Genomic DNA, 25,632 nt, shown 5'->3' with positions numbered 1-25,632 from the left:
TCCGTTAGACAAATTGATTTACAGGGGCAAAGCTCTTCCGATGATAGGGAGTTGAGCCGAGTGTTTTTAACGCCTCTATATGTTCTCTCGTTCCATAACCCATATGTTTTTCAAATCCATAACCTGGATAATCAGAAGCGATATCCTTCATCATACGGTCTCTCGTGACTTTTGCGACTACACTCGCTGCAGCAATTGAGATGCTTTTGGCGTCCCCTTTAATGATCGATGTTTGTGGATAATTGAGATCAGGCAGTTTCATCGCGTCAATTAACAGATGTTCTGGTTGAATCAATAACTCATGGACCGCCCGCTTCATTGCTTCCAATGATGCTTGATGGATATTCATCAAATCGATTTCCGTCGGACTTACTATACCTAAGCCTACTGCAATTGCTTGATCCGTAATAACATCTAAAAAGGATTCACGCTTTTGTTCGCTTAGTTTCTTGGAGTCCGTCAAACCCGGTAAATAAAAGTCTTCTGGTAAAATAACGGCCGCAGCAACAACCGGACCGGCAATCGGACCACGTCCGACTTCATCAATGCCAGCGATTAACTGCACCCCTTGTGATTTCAACTTGTTTTCATATTGCATCATTTCATAAAAAGCTTTTTTCAATTCTTGTTTCTTCAGTTGTCTTTTTTCAAATTGTTCTAGAAGTTTTTGAACACCAACACGTTCGTCATTTTTAATATGAATAAGCCATTCATCCGACACATGGTCACTGAATAGTTTTTCTTTAATCATCGTGATCGTTTCTTTTGTTTCTTTCATCGGTCTCACCTACTACTGAATTCTTGTTGATTATATCGGTTAGTCTATTTTTTTGTTTATACGTGCAGCCGGTCCATCGTAATTCTTCCAAGTTTACCAGAACGAAAATCACGTAAAATGACATCGGATGTTTTTTCATAATCGACAACACCGCCAGCTTGGAGGCATCCTCTTTTCTTTCCGATGACATCAAACCAAGTGACGACATCTTCTTCTGATAGATCGAGGCCGTATCTTTCTTCAAGCAAAGTCGGATAATGTTCTTTCAAAAATTTCAGTAGAAAAACGACAACTTCATCCAAATGAAGAATTGTATCTTTAATGGACCCAGTCGCTGCTAGCTTATACCCTACTTCTTCCTCCTCGAATTTCGGCCATAAAATTCCTGGTGTATCCAACAGTTCAAATTCACCGCGAATTTTAATCCATTGTTGTTTTTTCGTCACTCCTGGCTTGTCACCGACTTCAGCTCGCTTTTTATTCGCCAGTCGGTTAATCAATGTCGACTTCCCAACATTCGGGATTCCGATAATCATTGCCCTGATTGCACGCGGTGCCACTCCTTTACTGGCACGTTTATCATTGACTTCTTGACCTAAATCCTTTGCTTTATGGATGAGCTGTTCAATATCTTTTTTCTGATTCACATCGACGGATAATGCAATATTGCCTTCCTCTTCAAAATGATGAACCCATTGCTCTGTAAGTTTCGGATCAGCTAAGTCATTTTTCATTAATACAACTAGTTTTTGTTTCTCTCCAAGAATCTCTTGAAGCATTGGATTTTGTGAGGAAATCGGCGTTCTTGCATCGACTAACTCAATAACAAAATCAACAAGCTTTAATTTTTCTTGTACTTCCCTTTTCGCTTTGGCCATATGGCCTGGATACCATTGAATTTGCATGCTTCCACCTGCCTATCTTCTCATGACTCTTACTTCTTTCATTATAAGGAATTTTAGATCTTTTGCCTAACTATATTAGTCAGTAAAGGGGGCGTGTATAATAGATAAATAATTAATTCTTTTCAGAAAACAATTGAAGAAAGCGGTGTTTAGAATGTACCAACTATATTGTCGTACATATCAAATGGTCTTGCGCTCCGTCTCAAAATTCCTTCCTTGGAGAGAACCAAGAGTTTTCTCTGGATACAACAGCATCAATCAACTTGCTCCGTTTCTTATTGAACATAAAATGGAACGTGTATTCGTGATAACTGATCAAGAAATTTTAAAAGTTGGATTAATGGATCGTTTTCTTCAACAATTGGAAACAAATAATATTGCTGCATTCATCTATGATGGAACGGTTCCAAATCCAACAATCACAAATATCGAAGAAGCATATACTATGTATAAGGAAAATCATTGTGAAGCCATTGTTGCATTTGGAGGTGGTTCACCGATTGATTGCGCGAAAGCCGTTTTAGCAAAATTAGCAAAGCCTAATCTACCACTTGCCAATATGCGTGGATTGATGAAAATCCGAAAGAAAACAAGCTTCCTCATTGCTGTGCCAACAACCGCCGGAACAGGTAGTGAAGCGACTTTAGCTGCAGTTATTTCAGATCCAGACAGCAAAGAGAAATATCCAATCATGGACCCCGTATTGATTCCAGATGTTGCTGTGTTAGACCCAGTGTTAACGAAGAATTTACCACCACACTTAACAGCAACCACTGGGATGGACGCTTTAACACATGCCATCGAAGTTTATATAGGAAAAAGTACAACAGCTGAAACACGGGAAGCCAGCAAAAAAGCAATAAAATTAATCTTTGAAAATCTATATCTGGCTTATCAAGATGGAAGTAACCTTGAAGCAAGAAAAAACATGCTCGATGCATCGTACTTGGCTGGTTTTGCATTTACCCGCTCTTATGTCGGTAATGTGCACGCAATTGCTCATACGTTAAGCGCATTTTACAACACGCCTCATGGGCTGTCGAATGCTATTATCCTGCCATATGTGTTACAATACTATGGAGAAATAGTCTATGAACAACTCGCAGAACTATCAGAACTTATACAAGTTAGCGAACACACCGATCCAATTGATGAAAAAGCTAACCGCTTTATTGAGGAAATTAAACGATTGAATCATCGAATGCATATTCCTGATCATTTCTCAGAAATTAAAACGGAAGATTTACCACAAATGATTGCCCGTGCCCACCGGGAAGCAAACCCTTTATACCCTGTCCCTAAAACATTTACGAAAAAGGATTTTGAGCAGTTGTATAAAGCCATTAGTGGGTAACCGAGAAAGGAATGGTTCACCATGGATGCAACACACACATTTACAAAAAAAGAAGAAGTGGTCAATGCGATCACCCACGGCATTGGCATCTTACTCAGTGCTGCCGCGTTGGTCTTATTAGTCATTATTGCAGCAATTAATGGAACGGCTTGGCATGTCGTCACATTTTCAATTTTTGGCGCGTCAGCAATCGTTCTCTATACCTCATCAACATTGCTACACAGTTTACGACCTGGACGGGTTAAAAATGTCTTTGAGATTTTAGATCATTCGTCTATTTATTTTTTTATAGCCGGAACGTACACCCCGTTCGTTTTAATTGCCGTAAAAGGTGGTCTCGGCTGGACACTGTTTGGAATTGTTTGGGGTCTTGCGATTGCAGGGACAGTCTTTAAGATCTTTTTCGTAAAAAGATTCATGCATGTGTCTACGTTGCTTTATATTTTGATGGGATGGCTAATTGTCTTAGCATGGAGTCCACTCTCAGCTTATATGACCACTAGCGGGATGCAGCTTCTTGTCGCAGGAGGACTTCTTTATACAGTTGGTGCTATTTTCTATATGTGGAGAGGTTTTAAATACCACCATGCTTTATGGCATTTATTCGTCCTAGCCGGATCGATTACACACTTCTTTTCAGTAGCTACTTTAATTTAAATTACTTAAAGCCCAGTTAGATGACTCGTTTCAAGCGAATCTAACTGGGCTTTAATATGTTTATTTACCTGCTTTTTCATATGCGATTGATGGCTTTATCGTTGGGTCTTCTAGTAAACCGTGTTTCTTTTTAAAACGATTTAAAATCCGTATCCATCTCACACTAAACAAACTGATGAAGATCACATTAGATATTGCATGGGCTAAATCGTGATAAAAACTGGACACATATATACCGACAAGGAACTCCCATGTGAAATTATGCATATTGCTGAAAACAATCCATAAATTCATCATCCAACCGAATATAAATCCCCAAACAAAGCCAAATGAATTTAAGATCCACAAGTTACCTACACCTATAAAATGTCTCAATAAACCAGCACTCATGCCCATCGTCCCCCAAGCAAACATTTGCCATGGAGTCCAAGGTCCTTGGCCTAGAAACATATTTGAAACGATTGCCGCCAAAGCACCAACCAAAAAGCCTGATTCAGCGCCAAAAACCAACCCGACGGTTATAATCACAAAAGAGGTCGGCTGAACACTTGGAAGACCAGCAAAGGGTACACGTGCTACGGCTGCAATCGCTATCAATAACGCCAAGATAACGATTTCTCTCGTTTTTATACTTTTCATTTCAAAACGAATAAAAAACAACATCATCACACAACCAATAATACCTAAACTCAAGAGTAAATAGTTGTGATAATTAAACACGGCATACATGACAATGAGCAAAATAAAAACAATTATAGATGCAATTAAGCTAACTCGTGCTCTTGCCATGAATGCAATACCTCCTCTAACGTTAACGCTTCAGGATATTGACTGTTTTGAGTCAGCCGGTTAATAGATGTTGTATAAAAATAATTGCCAGTAAAAAAAGCATGAGGCAGTGCTTCTGCCGTTATTTCCCCATCGAATAACATGGCACATTTTGTTGCAGTTTTTGCAGTAAATTCAATATCATGCGTCACCATTAGAATCGTCAAACCATCCGAATGCAATTTGCGAAGAATCGATTGTAGGTGAATTTTTGATACGGGATCAAGTCCTTTTGTCGGTTCATCCATGAATAATATAGATGGCTTTGTTAACAACATACATGCTAATGCTGCTTTTTGGACCTCGCCGCCTGAGCAATCATAAGGATGTCGATTCCTTAAATGCTCGATGCCAAATAAATTTAGTAATGATTTTATACGTTTTTCAGAATCTTGGATTTCATGTTGTTCTGCAATTAATTGCATTTCTTTTTCAATTGTATCTTGAATGAAGAAAGTTTGCGGTTGTTGTGATAAGTAAGCGATATTTTGATGAACGCTATCGATTGATTTATGTGTTAATTTACGGCCAAATCGCTTCACACTACCCCGCTGAGGTTTGAGAAGGCCTAGACAAGTTTTCAATAGTGTCGTTTTACCTGAACCATTCCCACCCATAACAGCATAAAAATCACCTCTATTTAAGGAAAAAGACAGCTTTCTCAAAACCATCGATGAACCTTGTTCATATTGAAAATAAACGTCTTTCGCCTCAATAATCGGCTCTGTGTCCGTATTCATTACTTTGTTTTCTATTTTTTCAACGTGATTCATTGAAGGTAATGAAGCAAGTTCTGTTCTCCCTTCATTGACATTCAGTGGAATGCGATCAATGGTTGGTGCGTGATGCAATTCTAAATACATCTGAGATATTGACGGAATGTATGGAAAAAAGCGGTGATCCTGTCTATTATAAATTTGCTGAATAACTTCTCTGCTCTTTCCGTCATGAATAATCTTCCCTTCGTTCATAAACACGACTCGATCAGCCTTATCAAAGATATTTTCCAAACGATGTTCGACGATAATAACAGTTATACCAAGCTCTTTGTTTAATCGTTCAAGCATCATTAACAAATCTTTTGCTGCGACGGGATCAAGTTGGGATGTAGGCTCATCAAGAAGTAATACTCTCGGTTTTAATAAAAGTGCCGATAACAAATTCAAAAGTTGCTTTTGACCACCAGATAATGCTGTCGTTTTCTGATGCAAGAGATGTTCGACACTAAACGTATGAACCATCTCCGCCAACCGTAGCCGCATATCGATTGGTGAATAGCCTAAATTCTCCATACCAAATACAAGTTCCTGCATGACATCATCCATAATAATTTGATTTTCTGGATCCTGAAAGACAAGACCGATCTCTTCGATTAACGTTCTTTCATCCCATTCATCTAACGGTTTCCCTATGTATGATATATCGCCCGATTGCAATCCATGCGGAGAGATTTCCTTTTTCAATAAGTGAAGGAGGGTCGTTTTACCACATCCACTTGGTCCTCCAATAACAACGAACTCCCCTTGTTTTACGTGAAAATTAACCCCATCCAGCGCATAATTATCAGATTCAGGGTATTGAAATGATAACGCCTTTATATCGATAATTTCCATCTTATTTTTTCTCTCCCTTCAATGAAAAGTGGAAAGGACGTGATAATAAACATACTGCAAAAAACAATCCAATCGATCCAAAAAAACTGCCATGGACCCAGCTCTGGATAAATAATCATCTGTCCATAACCTAACCTGCCTCCATAAAAGCAAAGCATCATTAAGCCTGCTAATATGAACAGCCATACCCAATCGCGTTTATCCATAAAGTAAAGAGTATAAGAACTTTTTTTCCCTTCCGTTCCATATCCTCTCGCTTTCATTGAATTGGTCACGTGGATGGCTTCCTCAAGAGACCACGTCAAAAGAATTTGAACTCTAAGCATTCCGTTTCTAACCCTCGTCTTAAAATCACCTACTGTCATACTCATTCCTCTTAACCGTTGAACATCACCAATTTCATTAAGACGTCTTTTCATTAATGGCACAAACCGAATGGCCATCATAATCATTAAAGCGATACGTGGAAGAATTTTTGAAAAAATATATAAAAAACGATTACCGTTTAATATGAGATTGAAAGAAATGAAAACCACTAAAATGATCGCAATAAAAAGCGCCATCGTGATTCCATACATAAACGCTTCTAATGTCACTTGCTTTCCTCGAAAATAAAAAAGAATCGTTGTCCCACGTGAGACAAGAAACGGATTGATCAGGATAATTAGAGTACTCATGATCGATAAGGTTGGTAACCATTTTCGTAAGTCTTTACCTCGATCATGAGATATATTGACAAAAATAAGTAACAATAAAATAGTCACTAAAAATATTGGATGATTAAAATACATCGCTAACGTCAACATACAAATATAATAAAAAAGCTGAACATATGGATGGTAACTGCGAAAACCATTATCGATTTTTCATCACACACTTTCTATGTAAATATCGATATACAACCTATTAAAATAAAACAACAATTCATATAGGAAGGCAGATGAGCCCACATCGAAGAGGGCTCATCTGAAACTTCCGTGAATCAAAAATTACGCTATCTTCTGAAAGGCTTTAAATCAGCCCCTAAATCCTTGCCTAAGTTCGTTGTATATAGCCATTCCACCCGATCGCCTGGTAATAACGGCACTACCCCAGCTCCTCGGTCTGGAAAGATTCCATTGACTCGATACATCCAACCGCTACCAGAGCCTCGGTCAAATTCATAAACGTTTGCAATACCTTCAACATAGGCAGTTGCGCCTTGACCGCCCCGGTAATCCATCTGAATTTTTTTCGCCTTTGTTATCTTGATGAGGGCATCGAGAACGGTGAATCCATCGTTAATTTCCATCTCCGTAGGGGGTAATGGAATCTCGCTATCTGAAATGACAATCGAATGAACAATTGTTTGTGCCTTTTTCGCATCTTCTTCTTCCTTATTCTCATCTGAAGGTTGATCATCCTTTTGTTGATTCTCTTGATTGTTTTCTGAGGAATCCGTTGATTGTTTCTCTTTATCTTTCACTTTATCTTTAGAAGATTGGGAAGGCGTTGATGGTTTTTCGCTCGCCTGCTTCTTCTCTTGCTTTTTATCTGATTTTTGATTGTCTGATTTGCTACTCTTTTTTGTTGTTGATTCACTCTTCGTTTTATCCTTCGATGCTTGCGAAGTCACTTTGTTTGATTGATCATCGTGAGAAACGCTTTTTTCTTCCTTAGCATCTGAAAGGCTTGCTTCCTTTGACTCGGGATCGCTTGCCACTTTTGTTGATTCAGCAGAATTTGACTCATTATTTTCATTTTCTTCTGATGATTTATCTGAATTAGCTTCTTTTCCAATGCCTGACTTCGTTAAATTCGTCTCGAATTCATCATTAATTTTTTCGTGAAATGTAACTTCTTTTACTTGTGACTGCTCCTCAGCTTCCTTCAGCTCATTTGCTTCTTCTTTGGATAATGGTGCGGAACCACAAGCGGCCAATAAAAACAACATAGCAATGGAAAGCAGGATGAAGAGACGCTTATACGACAATTGCATAGTATCCTTCCTTTATTCGTACTATTTAAGATTCTTTTTACGATAATATAGGATGAGAAATGCTCCTATAACAATAAACAATGCCAGTGCTAGCCAATAGCCATACGTCGTGTTTTCTGACTTAGCCTTTTTTTGTTCACTACTTTCTTGTGAATGGACAGCCGTTTCTTCTGACTCGGATTGATTGGCTACCGAATCCGTTTCACTTTCTTCACTCGACTGATTTATGATTTCATTCGAATCCTTCGCGGAAGACGCTAATTGTTCTTTGTTTTCGGATGAATAATCGCTTTCATCTGAATTCTCATGTACATCACTACTAGCAATAAGTTGAATAGATTGTTCTTTTGGTTGAATCGTATTTCCGGGCTCTTTAGCCAGATTGAAATGTCTTTGACTAGTTTTATCATTTGTTAGACTTACACTTTCTTTTTGACCTGCTGGCTCAGTTGGATTTTCCTTAGTATTTTCTTTTGGTTTATTTTCTACAGATGAGTTATTTACGGTTATCTGAGTTGGTTTTTCAAGATTAGTACTTGTACCATCAAAAACGCCAAAAATACTAAAATGATTCGTTTGGAAAGATATTGTCCCAGCTTTTGAGTCATATTTGCCTGAATCAATAGATTCCCATTCATTCGTTTGGTCATTAAAATAATAGACCTGCGGATCCTCTGTTTTTTGTTGGTTGACTTGGAGTGTTAACGTAATTTCATTGTTGCCGAAATCACTGACTTTTGTTTCATCTGCCATCAGTGTAAAGTCATAAACAGAACCTACTGCATCATCCACAGCATATCGTTCCATTTGAATGGTTACTGGTGCACCATTTGATTGCTTCGCTAATTGACTCAGAATCTCCGTCGGAATGTGTACGACTGCTTTTTCTTTGTTAATTTTTAGATCATTTTTGTTTTCAATTAAAGTTTCAATGACCTTTTTATCTAACTCTATCGCTAATTCATTTTGAACCTTTGCATTTTTAGGTTTGATTACGAGCACTCTATCTTTGACGGCTTTTACATCATCAATTCCTATCGTTGCTTCCATCTTTTTGTTTGATTTCGTTGTTGATTTAACTTCAACTTTTAATTCTTTTTTAGATGGCTTTTCCTCTTGTTCTTCCGGTGATTGTTCTTCTTCACCAGTGTCTTCGCCTGAACCTTCCTCATTATCTCCTTCACTTGGTGATTCTTCCTCGTCATCTTTTATAGGAGGTTTTTCCTCACTCTCATCTTCACTCGGAGGTTCTTCTTCGTTACCTTCTTCGCTATCACTAAAATGATAAAGTGACTTTTTCCCTTTCAAAAAGTAATCGTAAGCTACCAATGCTTGCAAAGCTTGTTCAGTTGCCATAGCATTTGAGACACCTTCCCCTTGTGTATGTTTAAATCCACCATCTTCATTCTGATAAGATAACAGGTGAGCAATCAAGCTATCCCCATTTTTCACAAAATCTTCATTGGTTGGATCGATTCCATTTGCTGATAGTCCAATAATAACTTGGGAGGCGGCTTCACTTGTAATTCCACCTACAAAACTCCCTCCATCAAAACCTCCCTCCTCAGTTTGAATATCTGATAGCCAGTTAACTGCGGAATCTATCGACTTACGGACTTCTTCCTGTTCGTTGTAAGGACTTAATCCTGTTAAGGCCATTGCTGTTATATCGATGCTCGGTGAATCAAAGTTTGCATTTAAATGCCAACTACCGTCTTCATTTTGATTGTTTAATAACTCATTAATAAGTTTTTGTCTTGTCCATTTAGCATCATTGGGTACTTCATAATTCTTTGTATCTAAAGCTATTAAGGCAAATATCGGACCGTTATTCCCTTGGAATGTCATTGTCTCAAATCCACCACGACGTTCTGGGCTGTTATAAATCAATTCAATAAGGTTTTTTCCATCAACCTCGACTTGTAATGGATTAATGCCGACAGCAGAAGCAGCAATTACCAAGCGTTCAATATCAGTTATTTTGATACGACCATTTTCTAATCCTTTTTTAACTTGGCTGTTTAAATGATTATAAAAATAAGTGTCGATATAATTATTAGGAACTTGCTTGCCGGCTTGGGCTAATCCTATAGCTTCCCATTCGCTAGTGACCCCATTATTTAAAATAAAATCACTAGCTGAATCTATTGCTTGTTCGATATCATTCTCTGTAATATCAATAGAATTTACAGTTTCTGCACTTTCAGCAGAGGCTATGTAACCATTTCCTAGAGTACTTATAATGAGTAAAAGTGAAATCACTAAATATGATGTAAAACTAAAAACTTTTTGCATCAAAACTCCTCCTAATAGTAATCATCAATTGTATTGATCTCTGAACATAAAAAAACATCTCTAACGAGTAGAGATGTTCAGTGGGCATTCGTTCACTATAGTCAATTTATGTATGTCAAATTAGCATAGTCAGACGCCACACCTCCCTATCCTCGTAGGTTGAATGGTGCAAAAAAACAGGCAGGTCTCCTGGCTTATGGTCATCATTCTCTAAATCCTTCCCATCATTAGACAGTGGAGTGCTTTAGAAAACTCGCAATATACAGTGGCGGGACCGCGCCGGATTTTCACCGGCTTCCCTTTTAATGATTGATTAAAAAGTATTTAATCGAATCAACCTATTTTTACCTATTCAATTATCTATAGTCTATCTGTTTCATCAAAAAACGTCAAACTTGTTTTAATTATCAGCAACTTTACGACAAAAAATTTCCAATGATAAACAAAATAAAAAAGCTGTCCTGAGTACAACGATTGAACTCAGAACAGCTTCTTATATTCTCATTAGCGTCTTTCTTTAATTCTAGCTGCTTTACCACGAAGGTTACGTAGGTAATAAAGTTTCGCACGACGAACTTTACCTTTACGAGCAACGTCGATTTTCGCAACGCGTGGAGAATGTACAGGGAATGTACGCTCAACACCTACACCATAAGAAATCTTACGGACAGTGAATGTTTCGCTAATTCCGCCACCACGTCTTCTAATTACGACACCTTCGAAAACCTGAATACGCTCACGGCTACCTTCGACAACTTTTACGTGAACTTTCACTGTGTCTCCAGCTCTAAATTCAGGTAAGTCTGTACGCAGCTGATCTTGAGCAACTTGGTTAAGAATTTCTTGCATTCTGCTCACTCCTTCCAACAAAATGCTCTTACTTTCTATGAAGTAGCGGAACATTGTTATCACGCTTAACGAACTTAAGCACATTCATAAATATATCATACTGCATTACCAGATGCAATGAAAATTCCATACTACTTTTCTTCGATAATTCGTTCCAAAAGCTTTTGTTGTTTATCCGTTAAATTTGCTTGATCAATTAAATCAGGACGTCTTTCATATGTCCGCTTAAGCGATTCATATTCACGCCAATCCTCAATGTTTTGATGGTGCCCGGACAAAAGGACCTCAGGAACTTGATGACCGCGAAATTCACTCGGTCGTGTATAATGTGGATGCTCTAATAGGTCAGTAGAAAATGAATCTTTCTTGGCTGAATCATTATTTCCTAACACACCAGGCAAGAGTCTTACAACACTGTCTGTAACGACCATGGCACCAAGTTCTCCACCTGTTAATACGTAGTCACCGATCGATATCTCATCTGTTACGAGATGTTCCCGAATTCGTTCATCATAGCCTTCGTAATGACCGCATATAACGATTAAATGCTTCTCTTCGGCCAGCTCCTCAGCTTTCTTTTGGGTATATGTCTCTCCTTGAGGACACATTAAAAGAATCCTTGGTTTCGTCTTAGACTGTTCTGTTAAACTTTCAACAGCATCAAAAATCGGTTGTGGACTGAGTACCATACCAGCTCCACCACCATATGGATAGTCATCTACTTTGCCATGCTTACTCTCCGTATACTCTCGAAAGTCAACTAGGTTATAATCAAAGTGCCCTGCTTCATGTGCTCTCTTGAGAATGGAAGAGTTCATCACGCCAGAAAACATTTCAGGAAATAATGTCAATACATCAATTTTCATTCGGATAGCAGTCCTTCCATATTCTCAATGATGATTTTTTTATCTTCCACATTTACTTGTTTAACGATTTGTTCAATATAAGGAATGAGAGCATCCCGCTGTCCATGCCGTTGAATAACCCACACATCATTGGCTCCTGGTGACAATATTTCTTTAACATGACCAATGTACGTATCATCCGTGAGATATACATCACAACCAATGATTTCATGATAATAAAACTCATCATCGCTCAAGGAGTGTTGATCCTCTCCAGCTACCTTTAAATACCCACCTTTCATCCATTCAACATCATTGATGGAATACCGATCTTCAAAGGTCAATAAATCGAATTGTTTATGCTTCCGATGAGAATGAACGGTTAATACGACCGGTTCGCTTTCTTGATCATTGAAAAAGTAAAGTGTATGTCCAGGGGCGAATCGTTCGTCGAAATCAGTGGTTGAGATGACCCGAACTTCACCTCTAACACCATGGGTATTGACGACTTTTCCTACGTTAAAATAGTTTTCTTTCATGCAAATCACCTATTGATTTTCTCTATTATTCCGTCTTTAATGACGATTTCTCGATTGCCAGCAATATCATCCCATGAATCACCGACTGATAGTTCAATAATCTCCTCAACTTCTCCCTCAACAATTTCACTACCGATCGGTAATGTTTCCAATTGTTCTAATTGATATGTGCACCATTCAATCGAGCGTTTTCTACGTTCCTCTTCTCGATTAAATCGCTTTTCTACTTGATTTGGCGGGAATTTTTTTTGATGAAGTAATTTCTTCTTTTCAAAATAAAGTTGATCGAGTTCAGTCTGATTCTTGGACTTTCTTTTTTCAAACTTTTGTTGAAGGGTTGCTTTACTCTTTGGTGTGATGACTTGCTTGATTTTCGTTTTTCTTAAAATTTTCACGACATCCACCTCGAAAGCGTGTCTTAAAAAAACGTAAAAGTGAAAAAAGGGAAAGGTTAATTTTCCCCCTCCCCATTTACATAATATCTAAGTAGACTCTTTTGTTTGTATCTGAACCTGCAGCATAAACAACCGTACGAATCGCCTTCGCAATTCGCCCGTTTTTACCGATGACTTTTCCAACATCATCCGAATGGACAGTCAAATGATAACGAATTTTTTCATTCGTTTCTTCAACTGTCACTTCGACTTGATCCGGATGGTCAACTAACGGAAGAACAATCGTTTCAATTAAGGCTTTCATGTATATCTCAAATCCTTATTTGTTTGTTTTTGAATTATGAAATTTTTCCATGATGCCTTGCTTAGAAAATAAGTTGCGCACTGTATCACTTGGTTTTGCACCTTTTGTCATCCAGTCTAACGCTTTTTCTTCATCGATTTTAACCTCAGGTGTTTCTGCAACTGGATTATATGTGCCGATTTGCTCGATAATACGTCCATCACGAGGTGAACGAGAGTCTGCAACGACTAATCGATAAAAAGGATTTCTTTTAGATCCCATTCTTTTCATGCGAATTTTTACTGCCATAATTACACCTCCATTTAATCTTTCCTATCACAAGTTTAGATTGTATCAGAGAATTTTTAGTCTGTAAAGGGTTTTTACATTACATGAAAGGAAAATTCATTCCTTTCTTTTTACCCTTCTTCGGACTAGTCATTTGTTTCATCATTTTCTTCATATCTTCGAATTGTTTTAGCAATCGGTTCACTTGGGAAACTGATGTTCCGGAACCTTTAGCAATCCGTTTTTTACGGCTAGCGTTAATAACGGAAGGCTCTACTCTTTCTTGTTTTGTCATGGATTGAATGATTGCCTCGACATGGGATAATTGTTTATCGTCCACTTGAAGATTTTTCATGCCTTTCATTTTATTCGCACCAGGCATCATATTGATCAGTTCATCGAGTGGTCCCATGTTTTTAACTTGATCCATTTGTTCAAGAAAGTCTTCGAAGGTGAATGACATCGACTTAATTTTCTCTTCCATTTCCTTCGCTTTCTTCTCATCAACTTGTGTCTCAGCTTTTTCAATTAAGCTAAGTACGTCACCCATACCGAGAATTCTCGAAGCCATGCGATCAGGGTGAAATGCTTCCAGTTGATCTAGTTTCTCACCCATACCAGCAAACTTAATTGGCTTACCTGTTACAGCGCGAATGGATAATGCGGCACCGCCACGGGTATCTCCGTCTAACTTCGTTAAGACAACCCCGGTGACATCGAGCTGTTCATCAAAGCTCTCCGCAACATTGACAGCATCCTGACCGGTCATCGAGTCAACAACTAAAAATACTTCGTCTGGATTGACCGACTGTTTGATCTCTTGAAGCTCTCCCATTAGATTTTCATCAATATGCAAGCGTCCGGCAGTATCGATAATGACATAATCGTGATGCTCTTCTTTTGCCTTTTCGATAGCTTGATTCGCAATATCTACCGGATTTGCTTCGGTTCCTAACGAGAAAACAGGAAGATCGAGCTGATTACCTAATGTCTCCAATTGGTTGATTGCTGCAGGACGATAAACGTCGGCTGCGACCAACATTGGCTTTCGGTTATGCTTTTTACGTAATAGGTTTGCAAGTTTTCCAGTAGTTGTCGTTTTACCGGCACCTTGCAGACCGACCATCATAATGACGGTTGGTGGCTTGTTTGCTACTGCAATTTTACTTTGTTCGCCACCCATTAATTCTGCCAGTTCCTCTTTTACGACTTTGATTACTTGCTGTCCAGGCGTCAGGCTTTCTAACACCTCTTGACCAATTGCTCGTTCTTTTATCCGTTTAATTAAATCTTTTACGACTTTAAAGTTTACGTCCGCTTCCAATAAAGCTAGTCGAACTTCACGCGTCATTTCTTTGACGTCTTGTTCGGAAACTTTCCCTTTACCGGTGATTTTTTTAATTGTATTTTGCAGACGGTCTGACAAGCCTTCAAATGCCATGTGCAATAGACCCCCTAATCAATGTTTTCCATTTCGTTTAATAACTTTTTCATCTGTTCTAGATTCTCGTTTTCCACAGCAGTCTTCATCTGGTCGATTAATGCGTTCCTTGCCTGAAACCTTCGATAAAGTCCCAGTTTTTCTTCATAATCTTCCAGCATAACTTCTGTACGTTTAATATTATCATAAACTGCCTGCCGACTGACATCATAAGTCTCTGAAATTTCACCTAATGAGTAATCTTCAAGGTAGTACAGGTCCATATAATTCTTTTGCTTTTCGGTCAGCAACTGTTGATAAAAATCGAACAGATAATTGATTCGTGTCGTTTTCTCAAGCATCACGGAATGCCTCCTATTCTTCTGCGCTGTCATCTACAAGATCGCCAAATAATCCATAGACAAACTGATGGGCATTAAATCGTTGAAGGTCCGTCATTTGCTCACCGAGTCCGACGAACTTGACCGGAAGTCCCATTTCATTTCGAATCGCAAGAACGATCCCACCTCGGGCTGTTCCATCAAGCTTCGTTAAAACAATACCTGAAACATCTGTTGCCTCTTTGAATGTTTTCGCTTGAGCCATTGCATTTTGACCTGTCGTAGCGTCCAACACGAGTAATGTCTCATGTGGCGCTCCTTCAATTTCTCGGCTGATTACGTTTTTCACTTTTGATAACTCTTTCATTAAGTTTACTTTGTTTTGCAATCGGCCTGCTGTATCACATAAAAGCACATCAGCTCCACGAGACTTGGCAGCTTGAATCCCATCATAAATGACAGCAGCTGGGTCGGAACCTTCGCTATGCTTGATCACATCGACGCCTGTCCGCTCGCCCCAAACTTCCAGTTGTTCAATTGCGCCAGCACGGAATGTATCACCTGCAGCAAGAACAACCTTCTTTCCTTCTTGTTTCAACTGGTAGGCAAGCTTTCCGATTGTTGTCGTTTTGCCGACACCATTGACGCCCACGATGAGAACAACAGAAAGACCATCTTCGTTGAGGTTCAATTCTTCGATGGATTCTTCGTCACCACCATAGTAAATCTCAACTAATTTCTCTGATATGACTTCTTTGACCTGTTCGGTATCTTTAATATTTCTTCGTTTTACTTCCATCTCCAACTCTTCGATCAATTCCATCACAGTTTGAACACCGACATCTGCGGAGATTAGAATTTCTTCCAATTCCTCAAAAAATTCTTCATCTACTGTACGATACCGAGCGACCAAATCATTCACTTTCGACGTAAAGTTATCACGCGTTTTCGTCATACCCGTTTTAAATTTATTCGTTACCTGTTCGGTCTGGTTGTTAATTTTATCTTTTAGTTTCTTGAAAAAACTCATCTTTCACAACTTCCTTTCTTACGTTAACATCATATCTTTCGTTTCTTCGAGTTTAACGGAAACCAATTTTGACACACCTGACTCTTGCATCGTTACTCCATATAATACATCAGCTAGCTCCATTGTACCTTTTCGGTGTGTGATCACAATGAATTGGGTTTCAGCAGAAAATTCACGTAAATATTTTGCGAAACGGAATACGTTTGCTTCATCTAAAGCCGCTTCGACTTCATCCAATACACAAAATGGCACAGGGCGTACACGTAAAATAGCAAATAACAGTGCAATCGCTGTTAATGAACGTTCACCACCAGATAGCAAGCTTAAATGCTGCAGCTTTTTACCAGGAGGCTGAGCAATAATTTCCACACCTGTTTCAAGCATGTCTTTAGGGTCTGTTAATTGTAGCTCCGCTCGGCCACCGCCGAATAATGTCTTGAATACTTGTGTGAACTCTTTCTGGATTTTTTCGAACGTGTCACTGAATTTCCGGATCATCTCTTCATCCATTTCACCGATGACATCATATAACGTTTGCTTCGCTTCCAACAGATCGGATTGCTGGCGCTTCAAAAAGTCGTAACGCTCTTGGATTCGTTCATACTCTTCGATGGCGCCTAAGTTTACATGTCCTAATTCATCGATCGCACGCTTAATGGTTTTTACTTTTTCTCTAGACGATTCTAAATCATCCGTTACCCCATATTCTTGTTTTGCACGTCCATGTGTCAGTGTGTAGTCATCCTGCAGTTGTTGCAATCGGTTTTCCAATTCAACGTCCAATCGACTCGCATTGACTTCAAGCTTTTGAACTTGATTATTCTCTTGTTCATATTGTTTGTTTTTTTCTTTTACTTCACGCTCAAGATCATCACGTTGATGAGTAATCGACTGTCTTTTTTCTCTTCCTGTATCGATTTTTTCATTCAGCTCCGCGAGATTTTGTCTGTACGTCTTCAAGTTATCTGTCAGGTTTTCAATAGAATCCTTCTGTTCATGGGATTCTTGCAATTGCTTTAATTCTTGTTCTTTCGCTAGCTTGATCTCCTTTTGTTCTTCAAGGTCTGCCAAAGCTTCATCATAGCGATTTTTCTGGTTTCGTACCTCGCTATCTTGTTCAGCATAGCGAATTTGCATATGGTTTAATTTTTCACGAACTTCTTCGTGTTCTTCTTTATAACTAGATAGATTGTCCGTTAAATGTTCAATTTTCTCACGTAAGCGATTCGTTTCTTTCTCTGATTCACCAAGAAACGCAGTTACATCATTCAAATCATTTTTAAGCTGTTTGATTTCAATTTCTAGTTGATCATTCTCTTGATCGTACACATTTAATTGATCTTGTACGTTGGACAATTGATACGTGACAGAGTAGAGCTGTTGTTCTATTTCTTTGATGTTTTCTTCCTGACCTCTTTTTTGTTCTTCGAGCTCATTCATTTCTTGCATTAACTGTTCCTGTTTTGCTAGCTTTTCTTGTAGATTTTGTTCAAATTGCTTTGTTTTCTGTTCATATCGATTCAGTTTGCTCGCTGTTTCGTCCAGTTCTTTTTCTCTCGTGAACAAAGAGGCTTGGTTGGAGTTTTTCTTAGCACCACCTGTCATCGAACCACCTGGGTTCACCACGTCGCCTTCTAGCGTCACAATCCGGTAGCGATGATTCGTTTTCTTCGCAATTTCATTGGCTGCTCTTAAGTTCTCAGTAATCAAAATATTTCCTAGAAGCTGTTTGGCTATCGATCCATATGCTGAATCGATTGATACTAAATCAGCAGCGATACCAATGAAACCATCTTCGTCTAATCGGTTTACGTCTTCCTGTCTAATTTGTCGTGGTCGAATCGACGTTAATGGTAAAAATGTTGCCCGGCCACTGTTAGATTTTTTCAACCAACGAATTGCATTTCTCGCCGCAGCTTCATCGGCGGTTACAATATTTTGAGCTTGACCACCTAACGCTGTTTCGATTGCGGTAACGTATGTTTCATCGATATCCAACAACTCGGCAACCGCACCGTGAATGCCTTGCAGATTCTTCTTTTTGGATGCTTGCAGTACTGCTTTAACGCCGTAATAAAATCCACTATAAGATGCTTTCATTTGTTCTAGCATATCTTTTTTTGAACGCAACTGATCGATCAAGCGGTAAGCTTCTTGTTTTTTACCTTCTGCAATTCGAATGTCTTCTGTTAAAGCATTGTATGATTCAGTCGATTGCTCAAACTTTGTTTCTACTTCTTGGTACTTCGATTGTTCTTGTTCAATTTCTTTTGTATAAGATTGCTCATTTTTTTGTAGTTCTTCTCGCTGTTTAATCAATTCTTCAAAACGTTCATCTAAACGCAGTTTACGATAGCTAGTTTGCTCAATTTGTTTTTCTTTTGAATGCTTTTCATTCTTTTTTGCAGCTTGCTCATTCAGTTGATCGATGTATTGGGCTTTTAATGTCTCGATTTGCTCTTCAACTTGGTTGCCTGTTTGATTTAACTTTTCCTTCAATTGATTGATCGTACGCTTCGTCTCATCACGCTGAGACTTGAGTAAATTTAATTTTTTCTCATGATCTTCAACATCGAACTCGCCTTGTTCGATTTGATCCTGATACGTTTGGATTTGATTTTTTAAACGTTCTTGATTTTCATCAAAGTGTTTTAATTGCTCCGTTAATAAGTTTCTTTTCCCATCCAATTGCTCGATCTGTTGCGTCAATAGTAACTTTTTCTCTTGCCACTCTTCGATTTCTTGGTCTAACGCTGCAATGGATTGACGGTAAGTTTCCAATTGAGCGTCATCTTGATTAATTTCAGTCTTTAAATGGAGTAGGTATTCTTTCTTTTTATCAATTTTGGACAGTAGCTGTTGCCATTCTTCATGGTAGGTTTCAATTTCTGTTACTAACAACGAGACTTCATATTGTTCCAGCTCATCTTTTTTCTCCAAGTATTCCTTGGCAATTGCGGACTGCTTCTGCAGTGGTTCGAGTTGTCCTTCGATCTCGTGAATGATATCTTCTACCCGACTGAGGTTGTCCGCTGTATCGATTAATTTCTTTTCGGCATTTTGTTTCCGCTTTTTATACTTCAGAACACCCGCTGCCTCTTCAAAGATACTTCTTCGCTCTTCAGACTTTGAACTCAGAATCTCTTCGACCCGGCCTTGACCGATAATCGAGAAAGCCTCTTTTCCAAGTCCTGAATCTAGAAAAAGATCTACAATATCTTTTAATCGACACGGTTGTTTGTTAATTAAATATTCACTATCTCCTGAACGATAGACACGTCTCGTCACAGCAACTTCCTCATAATCGATTGGTAGTCGTTGATCTTTATTGTCTAGCGTCAATGTGACTTCCGCGACATTGAGCGGTTTTCTAGAATCACTTCCTGCAAAAATAATGTCTTGCATCTTTGAGCCACGTAAAGATTTCGCTGATTGCTCACCAAGCACCCAGCGAATCGCATCGGTAATATTTGATTTACCACTACCATTCGGCCCTACCACTGCAGTAACTCCAGGAACAAAATCAACGGAGATTCGTTCTGCAAATGATTTGAAACCGACTGACTCCAGCTTTTTTAAATACATATGTATTCACCTACTCATTTCCCGAACTCACTTAACATTTCAACCTATTTATTTTATCATAAATACTAGGCTACAAAAAGTCGACTTAACATGCTAAAGAGGTGAAAACATTGAATTTGAACGAACCAACAGAAGAAAATCTAGAATTTATCATTAACGATTTATCTGAAGAGCTTCAGATTATTAATCGTTCAGTCGTTAAACCTGAAAACTTTGACCTAGCGAACTATCAAGAGATTAAGGACCTTTACGACATGGTAAAAGCAAAACGCCAAGTGAGTGTTTCAGAGATTCATGCGATTATTGATGAATTAAAGAAATACCGGAAGAACTAACTTATTTGTGATAGGGTCGGCTTCTCAACGACTTCTAAAGGTGTGGGGTGCTTCATTCCGGTGTTGAGACGTCTTCTCGATGACATTTCAACGTGCAGAGCACTTCGTTCGGGTGTTGAGACGCCTTCTCGATGACATTTCGACGTGCAGAGCGCTTCGTTCGGGCGTTGAAACGCCTTCTCGATGACATTTCGACTTGTAGAACGCTTCATTCGGGTGTCGAGACGTCTTCTCGATGACATTTCGACGTGCAGAGCGCTCCGTTCAAGTGTTGAGACGCCTTCTCGATGACATTTCGACGTGCAGAGCGCTTCGTTCAGGTGTTGAGACGCCTTCTCGATGACGTTTCGACGTGCAGAGAACTTCATTCCGGTGTTGACACACCTTCTCGATGACATTTCGACTTGTAGAACGCTTCATTCGGGTGTTGAGAATTCCGAAATCTAAATTTCACGAAAGAAACTCCATTCCCTATAAGAATATAGGAAATGGAGTTTTTTAGTTTCATTGTTCTGTTTGCTTCAATGCAGTTAAACAACGTTCAGCGGCACGTTGCTCAGCCTCTTTTTTCGAGCGACCTTTCCCCTCACCACAGTGGCGGTCCTCGATATAACAAGCGGCAACGAATTGTCGATCATGATCAGGTCCAATCTCATTAACGATTTGGTAACTGACTTGTTGCCCTTGTTTTTGAACAAATTCTTGTAAAGAACTTTTGTAGTCCATCGCATGCGAAAAAGCACCCACTTCAATAGTAGGAAACACATTAGACTTTAAAAAATTGAGTGTCGCATCAAAATTTTGATCTAAATATAACGCTCCGATAAATGCTTCGAAGACATCTGCCAATAGTGCAGGACGGCTTCTTCCGCCTGTTGCTTCTTCCCCTTTTCCAATATACACGAGCTTATCCATTCCTAACTGAACGGAAAACTTGTGAAGAGAAGGCTCACAAACAATATTCGCCCGAAGTTTCGTCAATTCACCTTCACTCATTAAAGGGTATCCTCGGTATAAGTATTGAGAAACAGCTAGCTCTAATACCGCATCACCAAGGAATTCAAGGCGTTCATTATCTTTGATTTGGCTTTTTCGATGCTCATTCGCATACGATGTGTGTGTAAATGCTTGCTTTAGTAATTGCTCGTTCTTAAATTTGACGTTGTATTTTTCCTGAAATGATTGGAAGTCCACTCGACTCACCTTTTCTAAAATGAAAGTTAATCTTATTGTATTGTATAACGAAATTGAGCTCGGTGACAAAAGGAATGTCCTGTGTCAAAAGAAATACTGACCCCTATCCTATATGGCAGGGGCCAGCAGTTTTTTTAATTATTGGTTGCTGTTTATGTAGTTAACAGCATCACCAACAGTTTCAATTTTTTCTGCATCTTCATCTGCGATTTCTAAATCAAATTCATCTTCTAATTCCATGATTAATTCAACAACATCTAAAGAATCTGCTTCAAGGTCGTCTTTAAAAGAAGCATTTTCTGTAACTTTTGTTTCATCAACATCTAATCGTTCAACGATCAGGTTTTTTACGCGATCAAATACGTCTGCCATTCACGTCACCTCCCTTCAAAGAGTGCATGTTTATTAAAACATATAACTACATGACCATTCCACCATCAACATGAATTGTTTGACCGGTCATATAATCAGACTCACTAGAGGCTAAAAATTTAACGACATTTGCTACATCTTCAGGCTCGCCTAGTCGATTTAATGGAATCATGTCATACATGTTTTGTTTTTGGTCATCGGTCAACTCATCGGTCATTTCAGTTGAAATAAAGCCAGGGGCAACTGCATTAACATGAACATTACGTGTAGCCAATTCTTTCGCTACTGATTTCGTCATACCGATCACGCCTGCTTTAGCCGCAACATAATTGACTTGTCCAGGATTTCCGCTCACTCCGACAATGGAAGCAATATTGACGATTTTTCCTGCTCGTTGCTTCATCATTTGTCGAGTGACGGCTTTCGTGCAATTGAATACACCTTTTAAGTTCGTATCAATAACTTGATCGAATTCTTCTTCTTTCATTCGCATTAGCAAGTTATCACGTGTGATGCCTGCGTTGTTAACGAGAATATCTAAGCTGCCAAACGTATCAATCGTTTCTTTTACAAGTCGCTTTACATCGTCCGCATCGGCAACATTCGCCTGCACAGCAATTGCCTCTTGACCAAACGATTTAATCTCTTCAACGACGGCTTCTGCTTTGTCTTTACTTCCTGAGTAGTTCACAACAACATTCGCACCATTTTTACCTAAATTAAGCGCGATTGCTCGACCAATTCCTCGTGAGGCACCGGTTACAAGAGCTGCTTTCCCTTTAAACATTTACGCTTCCTCCTTCGTCCAGTCGAGAAATTTTTCAAAGGTCTCTATATCTTGGACTGAAAAGACCTTTGCACGACGGTGTACTTTTTTCACTAAGCCTGAGAGTACTTTTCCGCTGCCAACTTCAACGAATGCATCTACTTCTTCTTCCAGCATGTTTTCGATTGTTTGAGAAAATTGAACCGGAGAATATAGTTGTTCAATCAATAATTGTTTGATTTCATCACTCGTTGTTACTGGTTTCGCATGAACATTCGCATATACCGGAATATTGGCTTCTTGGAAAGTTACTGAATCCAATACAGCTTGAAATTCAATGCTGGCTGGTTTCATTAAAGTTGAATGAAAAGGTCCGCTTACATTCAATGACAGAACTCGTTTTGCGCCTTTTTCCTTCAATTGCTCACTCGCTTTTTCAACACCAGCTACACTACCGGAGATGACAATCTGTCCAGGACAGTTATAGTTCGCGACGTTGACGACATCTCCCGCTTCCGTAACTGCATCTGTAACTTGGCGAATCTCTTCGTCCTTCATCCCTAGTACAGCAGCCATCGTTCCTTCTCCAGAAGGTACGGCTTTTTCCATTAATTTTCCGCGTTCATGAACGACCTTAATTGCGTCTTCCAAGCTTAATACACCCGCAGCGTATAATGCACTGTACTCTCCTAAGCTATGACCAGCTACTAACGCTGGCTCAACACCTCTTTGCTTCAACTGATCATTGATCACCGCACTAATTAATAATAAAGCTGGTTGAGCGTTCTCCGTCTTCGTTAATGTTTCATCAGGTCCATTTAAAATCAGATCACTTAAGGAATAACCAAGTACATCATCCGCTCGCTGAAAAGCATCTTTCACTTCTTGATTTTGGTCAAAGAAACTTTTTCCCATTCCGACCGCTTGTGATCCTTGTCCGGGAAAAAGAAATGCCAATTTACTCATTCGATCCCTCCTCAGTTTGCATCTCTTTCACTTCTTGAGTAATCGCGTCAATAACCTGCTCTTCAACTAATTGACGTGTCTGTCTAATTGCGTTAAAAATCGCTCGGTCATTTGAAGATCCATGCGCTTTAATGACTGGGGCAGCAAGGCCAAACAAACCCGCGCCACCATATTCTGAGTAGTCTAATCGATCTTTCAAGCCTTTCAAATCGGTTTTGACCATAGCAGCTGCAATTTTCGTTTTTGTGTTTGTCATAAATACTTCTTTCACCATAGAAAATAATGTGGAAGCTGTTCCCTCAACGGTTTTTAAAACAACATTTCCAGAAAAACCGTCCGTTACGACGACGTCTGCCACACCATCAAGTAAATCGCGCGCTTCGACATTCCCGATGAAATTCAAGTCCGCTTGCTGTAAAAGCTCAAATGCTTTCTTCGTTAATTCAGATCCTTTTTGTTCCTCTGTTCCGACATTCAGCAACCCTACTCGCGGTTGGTCAATGCCACGAATTTTCTTTGCATAAATGGATCCCATTATTCCGTATTGCAGCAAATGATTTGGTTTTGCATCAACGTTAGCCCCGACGTCCAAGAATAAAAATCCTCCACCATCGACAGTCGGTAATGTTGGACTCAATGCAGGACGTTCAATCCCTTTGATTCGGCCTACCTTAAACAACCCTGCACTCATGAGGGCTCCAGTATTTCCAGCTGAGATACAAGCATCTGCTTGTCCTTCTTTAACCGCTTCAGCCATTAAAACCATCGAAGCATTCTTTTTGCGACGAACTGCTCGCACTGGTTCATCTGTGCTTTCGATTTTTTCATCGGTATGAACGATGGAAATTCGTTCATGTGACTCATTCATAAAGGGCTTAATCTGGTTTTCATCACCATATAACGTGATTTCCAGTTCTTCGTACTCTTTTACTGCTAACAAACTTCCTTTGACGACCGCTTCAGGTGCATTGTCGCCACCCATTGCATCAATTGCAATTTTCATCAGCTAATACTCCTTTATCGATCCGTTGAGCGATACATTTCGAATGTCCCCGAAAATACAAGTTCTTTTTCAACATGGCTATTCACTTCAACGGTAGTTCTTTTTTTATCTGTATGGATCACTTTCGCTTTTGCGACAACCCGCTCATTTAAACGGACAGAACGTTTAAATTGGATGGAAGCATTGACAGTCAATGCTAATTCATCATCAATCACGGCTACACATAACGAGTTAGCCTGTGCGAATAAATGGTGTCCACGGGCAATATGGTTTCTTGAAAAAACATGCTCCGCTTGGATATCTAAAATAGAGATTGCGGACTGATCTAATTCAAGATCAATCACTTCACCAATCACCTCATCTGCGGGAAGTGCTTTTAATGTTTCATCCCAATTTTCTTGGGCAACAGACTCAATTCTTTTTCTCACTTCAGGGATTCCCAGCTCCATACGATCCAGCCGAATCGTTTGAATGCTGACCTGGAATTGTTCTGCTAGCTCTTCATCCGTAATAAACGGAGTCTTTTCAATAGCTTGATTTAATTTCTCTTGACGATCTTTCTTTTTTAGTTTCATTTCATGTTACACCGTCCAGTATTATGACTAGGTCCTAATAGTAATATATAATACAGAACTCATTGTTGCAATGATTTTTTGAGTCATCTTATGACTCACTAAAAATCATGAACTTGCACGTAACAATTGATAGCATACAAAATATAAGCGAATGACGAAGGAAAGAGGCCGGGTCAAATGATATTTAGTTAAAGAAAAATCCGAACATCGATTCTTAAATATATGAATCGGTTCGGATTTTATTAGCGTAGGAAAAACACGAAGACTCCTGCGGTCAACTAAAGGCGGCCACGTCCTGTGGCCAACGTTGACACTAGTCCGTCCTAGTCGTCGGGATGAAAAGCCTAGATGAGACCCTGCAGTACGATAGTACGAGGAGGCTCAACAGCGCCCGCGGTATAGAAGACACTGCGATTAATCGCAGATGTCGCCTTATGC

The 25,632-nt window shown here is 39.2% G+C and carries 26 protein-coding genes and 1 riboswitch; of the genes, 3 read left to right on the top strand and 23 right to left on the bottom strand.

What is annotated here, in order from left to right:
• Window positions 1-4 precede the first annotated feature (4 nt).
• A complete protein-coding gene (locus tag FPQ13_RS02440) occupies window positions 5-778 on the bottom strand; it encodes a ribonuclease HII (RefSeq protein ID WP_246065311.1) in 774 nt (257 codons plus the stop codon).
• A gap of 56 nt (window positions 779-834) precedes the next feature.
• Window positions 835-1,683, bottom strand: a complete 849-nt coding sequence (gene ylqF, locus FPQ13_RS02435) for a ribosome biogenesis GTPase YlqF (protein ID WP_144087721.1) — start codon at window positions 1,681-1,683, stop codon at window positions 835-837.
• 154 nt (window positions 1,684-1,837) lie between these two features.
• Between ylqF and FPQ13_RS02430 the strand changes: the two genes are divergently transcribed.
• Both FPQ13_RS02430 and trhA read left to right on the top strand, forming a co-directional pair.
• Entirely contained in the window at window positions 1,838-3,037 is a 1,200-nt protein-coding gene (locus FPQ13_RS02430; protein ID WP_144087720.1) for an iron-containing alcohol dehydrogenase, read from the top strand.
• Between the two features lie 21 nt (window positions 3,038-3,058).
• Complete coding sequence (gene trhA, locus FPQ13_RS02425) at window positions 3,059-3,694, top strand: PAQR family membrane homeostasis protein TrhA (RefSeq protein WP_144087719.1); 636 nt, start codon at window positions 3,059-3,061, stop codon at window positions 3,692-3,694.
• Window positions 3,695-3,754: 60 nt separating this feature from the next.
• Here trhA and FPQ13_RS02420 read toward each other — a convergent pair whose 3' ends face one another.
• The 15 genes from FPQ13_RS02420 to smc all read right to left on the bottom strand — a co-directional run bounded on the left by FPQ13_RS02420 (window position 3,755) and on the right by smc (window position 19,983).
• Entirely contained in the window at window positions 3,755-4,483 is a 729-nt protein-coding gene (locus FPQ13_RS02420) for an ECF transporter S component (RefSeq protein WP_144087718.1), read from the bottom strand.
• Window positions 4,459-6,135, bottom strand: a complete 1,677-nt coding sequence (locus FPQ13_RS02415; protein ID WP_144087717.1) for an ABC transporter ATP-binding protein — start codon at window positions 6,133-6,135, stop codon at window positions 4,459-4,461. Before FPQ13_RS02415 ends, FPQ13_RS02420 begins: the two co-directional genes overlap by 25 nt.
• Window positions 6,117-6,947: an energy-coupling factor transporter transmembrane component T gene (locus tag FPQ13_RS02410; protein ID WP_281281189.1), complete on the bottom strand. Its 831-nt coding sequence runs from the start codon at window positions 6,945-6,947 to the stop codon at window positions 6,117-6,119. The genes FPQ13_RS02415 and FPQ13_RS02410 overlap by 19 nt, the downstream gene beginning before the upstream one ends.
• A gap of 182 nt (window positions 6,948-7,129) precedes the next feature.
• A complete protein-coding gene (locus FPQ13_RS02405; protein WP_144087715.1) occupies window positions 7,130-8,113 on the bottom strand; it encodes a DUF4430 domain-containing protein in 984 nt (327 codons plus the stop codon).
• Between the two features lie 21 nt (window positions 8,114-8,134).
• The gene (locus FPQ13_RS02400) at window positions 8,135-10,408 is read right to left on the bottom strand and encodes a prenyltransferase/squalene oxidase repeat-containing protein (RefSeq protein ID WP_144087714.1); all 2,274 of its coding nucleotides are present in this window, start codon (window positions 10,406-10,408) and stop codon (window positions 8,135-8,137) included.
• Between the two features lie 162 nt (window positions 10,409-10,570).
• Window positions 10,571-10,765: riboswitch (cobalamin riboswitch) on the bottom strand.
• A 147-nt stretch (window positions 10,766-10,912) separates the two neighbouring features.
• Window positions 10,913-11,257: a 50S ribosomal protein L19 gene (rplS, locus tag FPQ13_RS02395; RefSeq protein WP_144087713.1), complete on the bottom strand. Its 345-nt coding sequence runs from the start codon at window positions 11,255-11,257 to the stop codon at window positions 10,913-10,915.
• A gap of 131 nt (window positions 11,258-11,388) precedes the next feature.
• Window positions 11,389-12,123, bottom strand: coding sequence for a tRNA (guanosine(37)-N1)-methyltransferase TrmD (gene trmD, locus FPQ13_RS02390; protein ID WP_144087712.1), 735 nt, complete (start codon window positions 12,121-12,123; stop codon window positions 11,389-11,391).
• Window positions 12,120-12,641 (bottom strand): ribosome maturation factor RimM, encoded by a 522-nt coding sequence (gene rimM / locus FPQ13_RS02385; RefSeq protein WP_144087711.1) that lies wholly within the window; start codon window positions 12,639-12,641, stop codon window positions 12,120-12,122. The genes trmD and rimM overlap by 4 nt, the downstream gene beginning before the upstream one ends.
• A 5-nt stretch (window positions 12,642-12,646) precedes the next feature.
• Window positions 12,647-13,036: a YlqD family protein gene (locus FPQ13_RS02380; protein ID WP_186279521.1), complete on the bottom strand. Its 390-nt coding sequence runs from the start codon at window positions 13,034-13,036 to the stop codon at window positions 12,647-12,649.
• Window positions 13,037-13,112: 76 nt separating this feature from the next.
• Window positions 13,113-13,340, bottom strand: a complete 228-nt coding sequence (locus FPQ13_RS02375) for a KH domain-containing protein (RefSeq protein ID WP_144087709.1) — start codon at window positions 13,338-13,340, stop codon at window positions 13,113-13,115.
• Between the two features lie 15 nt (window positions 13,341-13,355).
• Entirely contained in the window at window positions 13,356-13,628 is a 273-nt protein-coding gene (rpsP, locus tag FPQ13_RS02370) for a 30S ribosomal protein S16 (protein WP_144087708.1), read from the bottom strand.
• 79 nt (window positions 13,629-13,707) lie between these two features.
• Complete coding sequence (gene ffh / locus FPQ13_RS02365) at window positions 13,708-15,048, bottom strand: signal recognition particle protein (protein WP_144087707.1); 1,341 nt, start codon at window positions 15,046-15,048, stop codon at window positions 13,708-13,710.
• A 14-nt stretch (window positions 15,049-15,062) separates the two neighbouring features.
• Window positions 15,063-15,389 carry a putative DNA-binding protein gene (locus FPQ13_RS02360; RefSeq protein ID WP_144087706.1) on the bottom strand — a complete coding sequence of 109 codons (327 nt, stop codon included), beginning with the start codon at window positions 15,387-15,389 and terminating at the stop codon, window positions 15,063-15,065.
• Window positions 15,390-15,402: 13 nt separating this feature from the next.
• Complete coding sequence (gene ftsY / locus FPQ13_RS02355; protein WP_144087705.1) at window positions 15,403-16,398, bottom strand: signal recognition particle-docking protein FtsY; 996 nt, start codon at window positions 16,396-16,398, stop codon at window positions 15,403-15,405.
• Between the two features lie 18 nt (window positions 16,399-16,416).
• Window positions 16,417-19,983 (bottom strand): chromosome segregation protein SMC, encoded by a 3,567-nt coding sequence (gene smc, locus FPQ13_RS02350; RefSeq protein ID WP_144087704.1) that lies wholly within the window; start codon window positions 19,981-19,983, stop codon window positions 16,417-16,419.
• A gap of 110 nt (window positions 19,984-20,093) precedes the next feature.
• Here smc and FPQ13_RS02345 point away from each other — a divergent pair, with 110 nt between their 5' ends.
• Window positions 20,094-20,318: a DUF1128 domain-containing protein gene (locus FPQ13_RS02345; RefSeq protein WP_144087703.1), complete on the top strand. Its 225-nt coding sequence runs from the start codon at window positions 20,094-20,096 to the stop codon at window positions 20,316-20,318.
• A 504-nt stretch (window positions 20,319-20,822) separates the two neighbouring features.
• Here the strand turns inward: FPQ13_RS02345 and rnc are convergent.
• The 6 genes from rnc to fapR form a co-directional block, all read right to left on the bottom strand.
• On the bottom strand, window positions 20,823-21,512 hold the full coding sequence (rnc, locus tag FPQ13_RS02340; protein WP_144087702.1) for a ribonuclease III: 690 nt from the start codon (window positions 21,510-21,512) through the stop codon (window positions 20,823-20,825).
• 138 nt (window positions 21,513-21,650) lie between these two features.
• On the bottom strand, window positions 21,651-21,884 hold the full coding sequence (locus FPQ13_RS02335) for an acyl carrier protein (protein ID WP_144087701.1): 234 nt from the start codon (window positions 21,882-21,884) through the stop codon (window positions 21,651-21,653).
• A gap of 46 nt (window positions 21,885-21,930) precedes the next feature.
• Window positions 21,931-22,671, bottom strand: a complete 741-nt coding sequence (gene fabG / locus FPQ13_RS02330; RefSeq protein ID WP_144087700.1) for a 3-oxoacyl-[acyl-carrier-protein] reductase — start codon at window positions 22,669-22,671, stop codon at window positions 21,931-21,933.
• Window positions 22,672-23,616 carry an ACP S-malonyltransferase gene (fabD, locus tag FPQ13_RS02325; RefSeq protein WP_144087699.1) on the bottom strand — a complete coding sequence of 315 codons (945 nt, stop codon included), beginning with the start codon at window positions 23,614-23,616 and terminating at the stop codon, window positions 22,672-22,674. It lies immediately after the preceding gene.
• A complete protein-coding gene (gene plsX / locus FPQ13_RS02320; RefSeq protein WP_144087698.1) occupies window positions 23,609-24,619 on the bottom strand; it encodes a phosphate acyltransferase PlsX in 1,011 nt (336 codons plus the stop codon). Before plsX ends, fabD begins: the two co-directional genes overlap by 8 nt.
• Before the next feature lie 14 nt (window positions 24,620-24,633).
• Window positions 24,634-25,194, bottom strand: coding sequence for a transcription factor FapR (fapR, locus tag FPQ13_RS02315; protein ID WP_144087697.1), 561 nt, complete (start codon window positions 25,192-25,194; stop codon window positions 24,634-24,636).
• Window positions 25,195-25,632: the final 438 nt, after the last annotated feature.

The sequence above is a fragment of the Allobacillus salarius genome (assembly GCF_007559425.1).
GTDB lineage: Bacteria > Bacillota > Bacilli > Bacillales > Alkalibacillaceae > Allobacillus > Allobacillus salarius.
The sequence above is the reverse complement of the archived record's forward strand: the minus strand, read 5'-3'. Positions and strand labels throughout refer to the sequence as shown.

Coding starts and splice junctions, on each gene's coding strand:
- FPQ13_RS02440 (WP_246065311.1), bottom strand. CDS start 778: ATGAAAGAAACAAAAGAAACGATCACGATGATTAAAGAAAAACTATTC.
- ylqF (WP_144087721.1), bottom strand. CDS start 1,683: ATGCAAATTCAATGGTATCCAGGCCATATGGCCAAAGCGAAAAGGGAA.
- FPQ13_RS02430 (WP_144087720.1), top strand. CDS start 1,838: ATGTACCAACTATATTGTCGTACATATCAAATGGTCTTGCGCTCCGTC.
- trhA (WP_144087719.1), top strand. CDS start 3,059: ATGGATGCAACACACACATTTACAAAAAAAGAAGAAGTGGTCAATGCG.
- FPQ13_RS02420 (WP_144087718.1), bottom strand. CDS start 4,483: ATGGCAAGAGCACGAGTTAGCTTAATTGCATCTATAATTGTTTTTATT.
- FPQ13_RS02415 (WP_144087717.1), bottom strand. CDS start 6,135: ATGGAAATTATCGATATAAAGGCGTTATCATTTCAATACCCTGAATCT.
- FPQ13_RS02405 (WP_144087715.1), bottom strand. CDS start 8,113: ATGCAATTGTCGTATAAGCGTCTCTTCATCCTGCTTTCCATTGCTATG.
- FPQ13_RS02400 (WP_144087714.1), bottom strand. CDS start 10,408: ATGCAAAAAGTTTTTAGTTTTACATCATATTTAGTGATTTCACTTTTA.
- rplS (WP_144087713.1), bottom strand. CDS start 11,257: ATGCAAGAAATTCTTAACCAAGTTGCTCAAGATCAGCTGCGTACAGAC.
- trmD (WP_144087712.1), bottom strand. CDS start 12,123: ATGAAAATTGATGTATTGACATTATTTCCTGAAATGTTTTCTGGCGTG.
- rimM (WP_144087711.1), bottom strand. CDS start 12,641: ATGAAAGAAAACTATTTTAACGTAGGAAAAGTCGTCAATACCCATGGT.
- FPQ13_RS02375 (WP_144087709.1), bottom strand. CDS start 13,340: ATGAAAGCCTTAATTGAAACGATTGTTCTTCCGTTAGTTGACCATCCG.
- rpsP (WP_144087708.1), bottom strand. CDS start 13,628: ATGGCAGTAAAAATTCGCATGAAAAGAATGGGATCTAAAAGAAATCCT.
- ffh (WP_144087707.1), bottom strand. CDS start 15,048: ATGGCATTTGAAGGCTTGTCAGACCGTCTGCAAAATACAATTAAAAAA.
- FPQ13_RS02360 (WP_144087706.1), bottom strand. CDS start 15,389: ATGCTTGAGAAAACGACACGAATCAATTATCTGTTCGATTTTTATCAA.
- ftsY (WP_144087705.1), bottom strand. CDS start 16,398: ATGAGTTTTTTCAAGAAACTAAAAGATAAAATTAACAACCAGACCGAA.
- smc (WP_144087704.1), bottom strand. CDS start 19,983: ATGTATTTAAAAAAGCTGGAGTCAGTCGGTTTCAAATCATTTGCAGAA.
- FPQ13_RS02335 (WP_144087701.1), bottom strand. CDS start 21,884: ATGGCAGACGTATTTGATCGCGTAAAAAACCTGATCGTTGAACGATTA.
- fabG (WP_144087700.1), bottom strand. CDS start 22,671: ATGTTTAAAGGGAAAGCAGCTCTTGTAACCGGTGCCTCACGAGGAATT.
- fabD (WP_144087699.1), bottom strand. CDS start 23,616: ATGAGTAAATTGGCATTTCTTTTTCCCGGACAAGGATCACAAGCGGTC.
- plsX (WP_144087698.1), bottom strand. CDS start 24,619: ATGAAAATTGCAATTGATGCAATGGGTGGCGACAATGCACCTGAAGCG.
- fapR (WP_144087697.1), bottom strand. CDS start 25,194: ATGAAACTAAAAAAGAAAGATCGTCAAGAGAAATTAAATCAAGCTATT.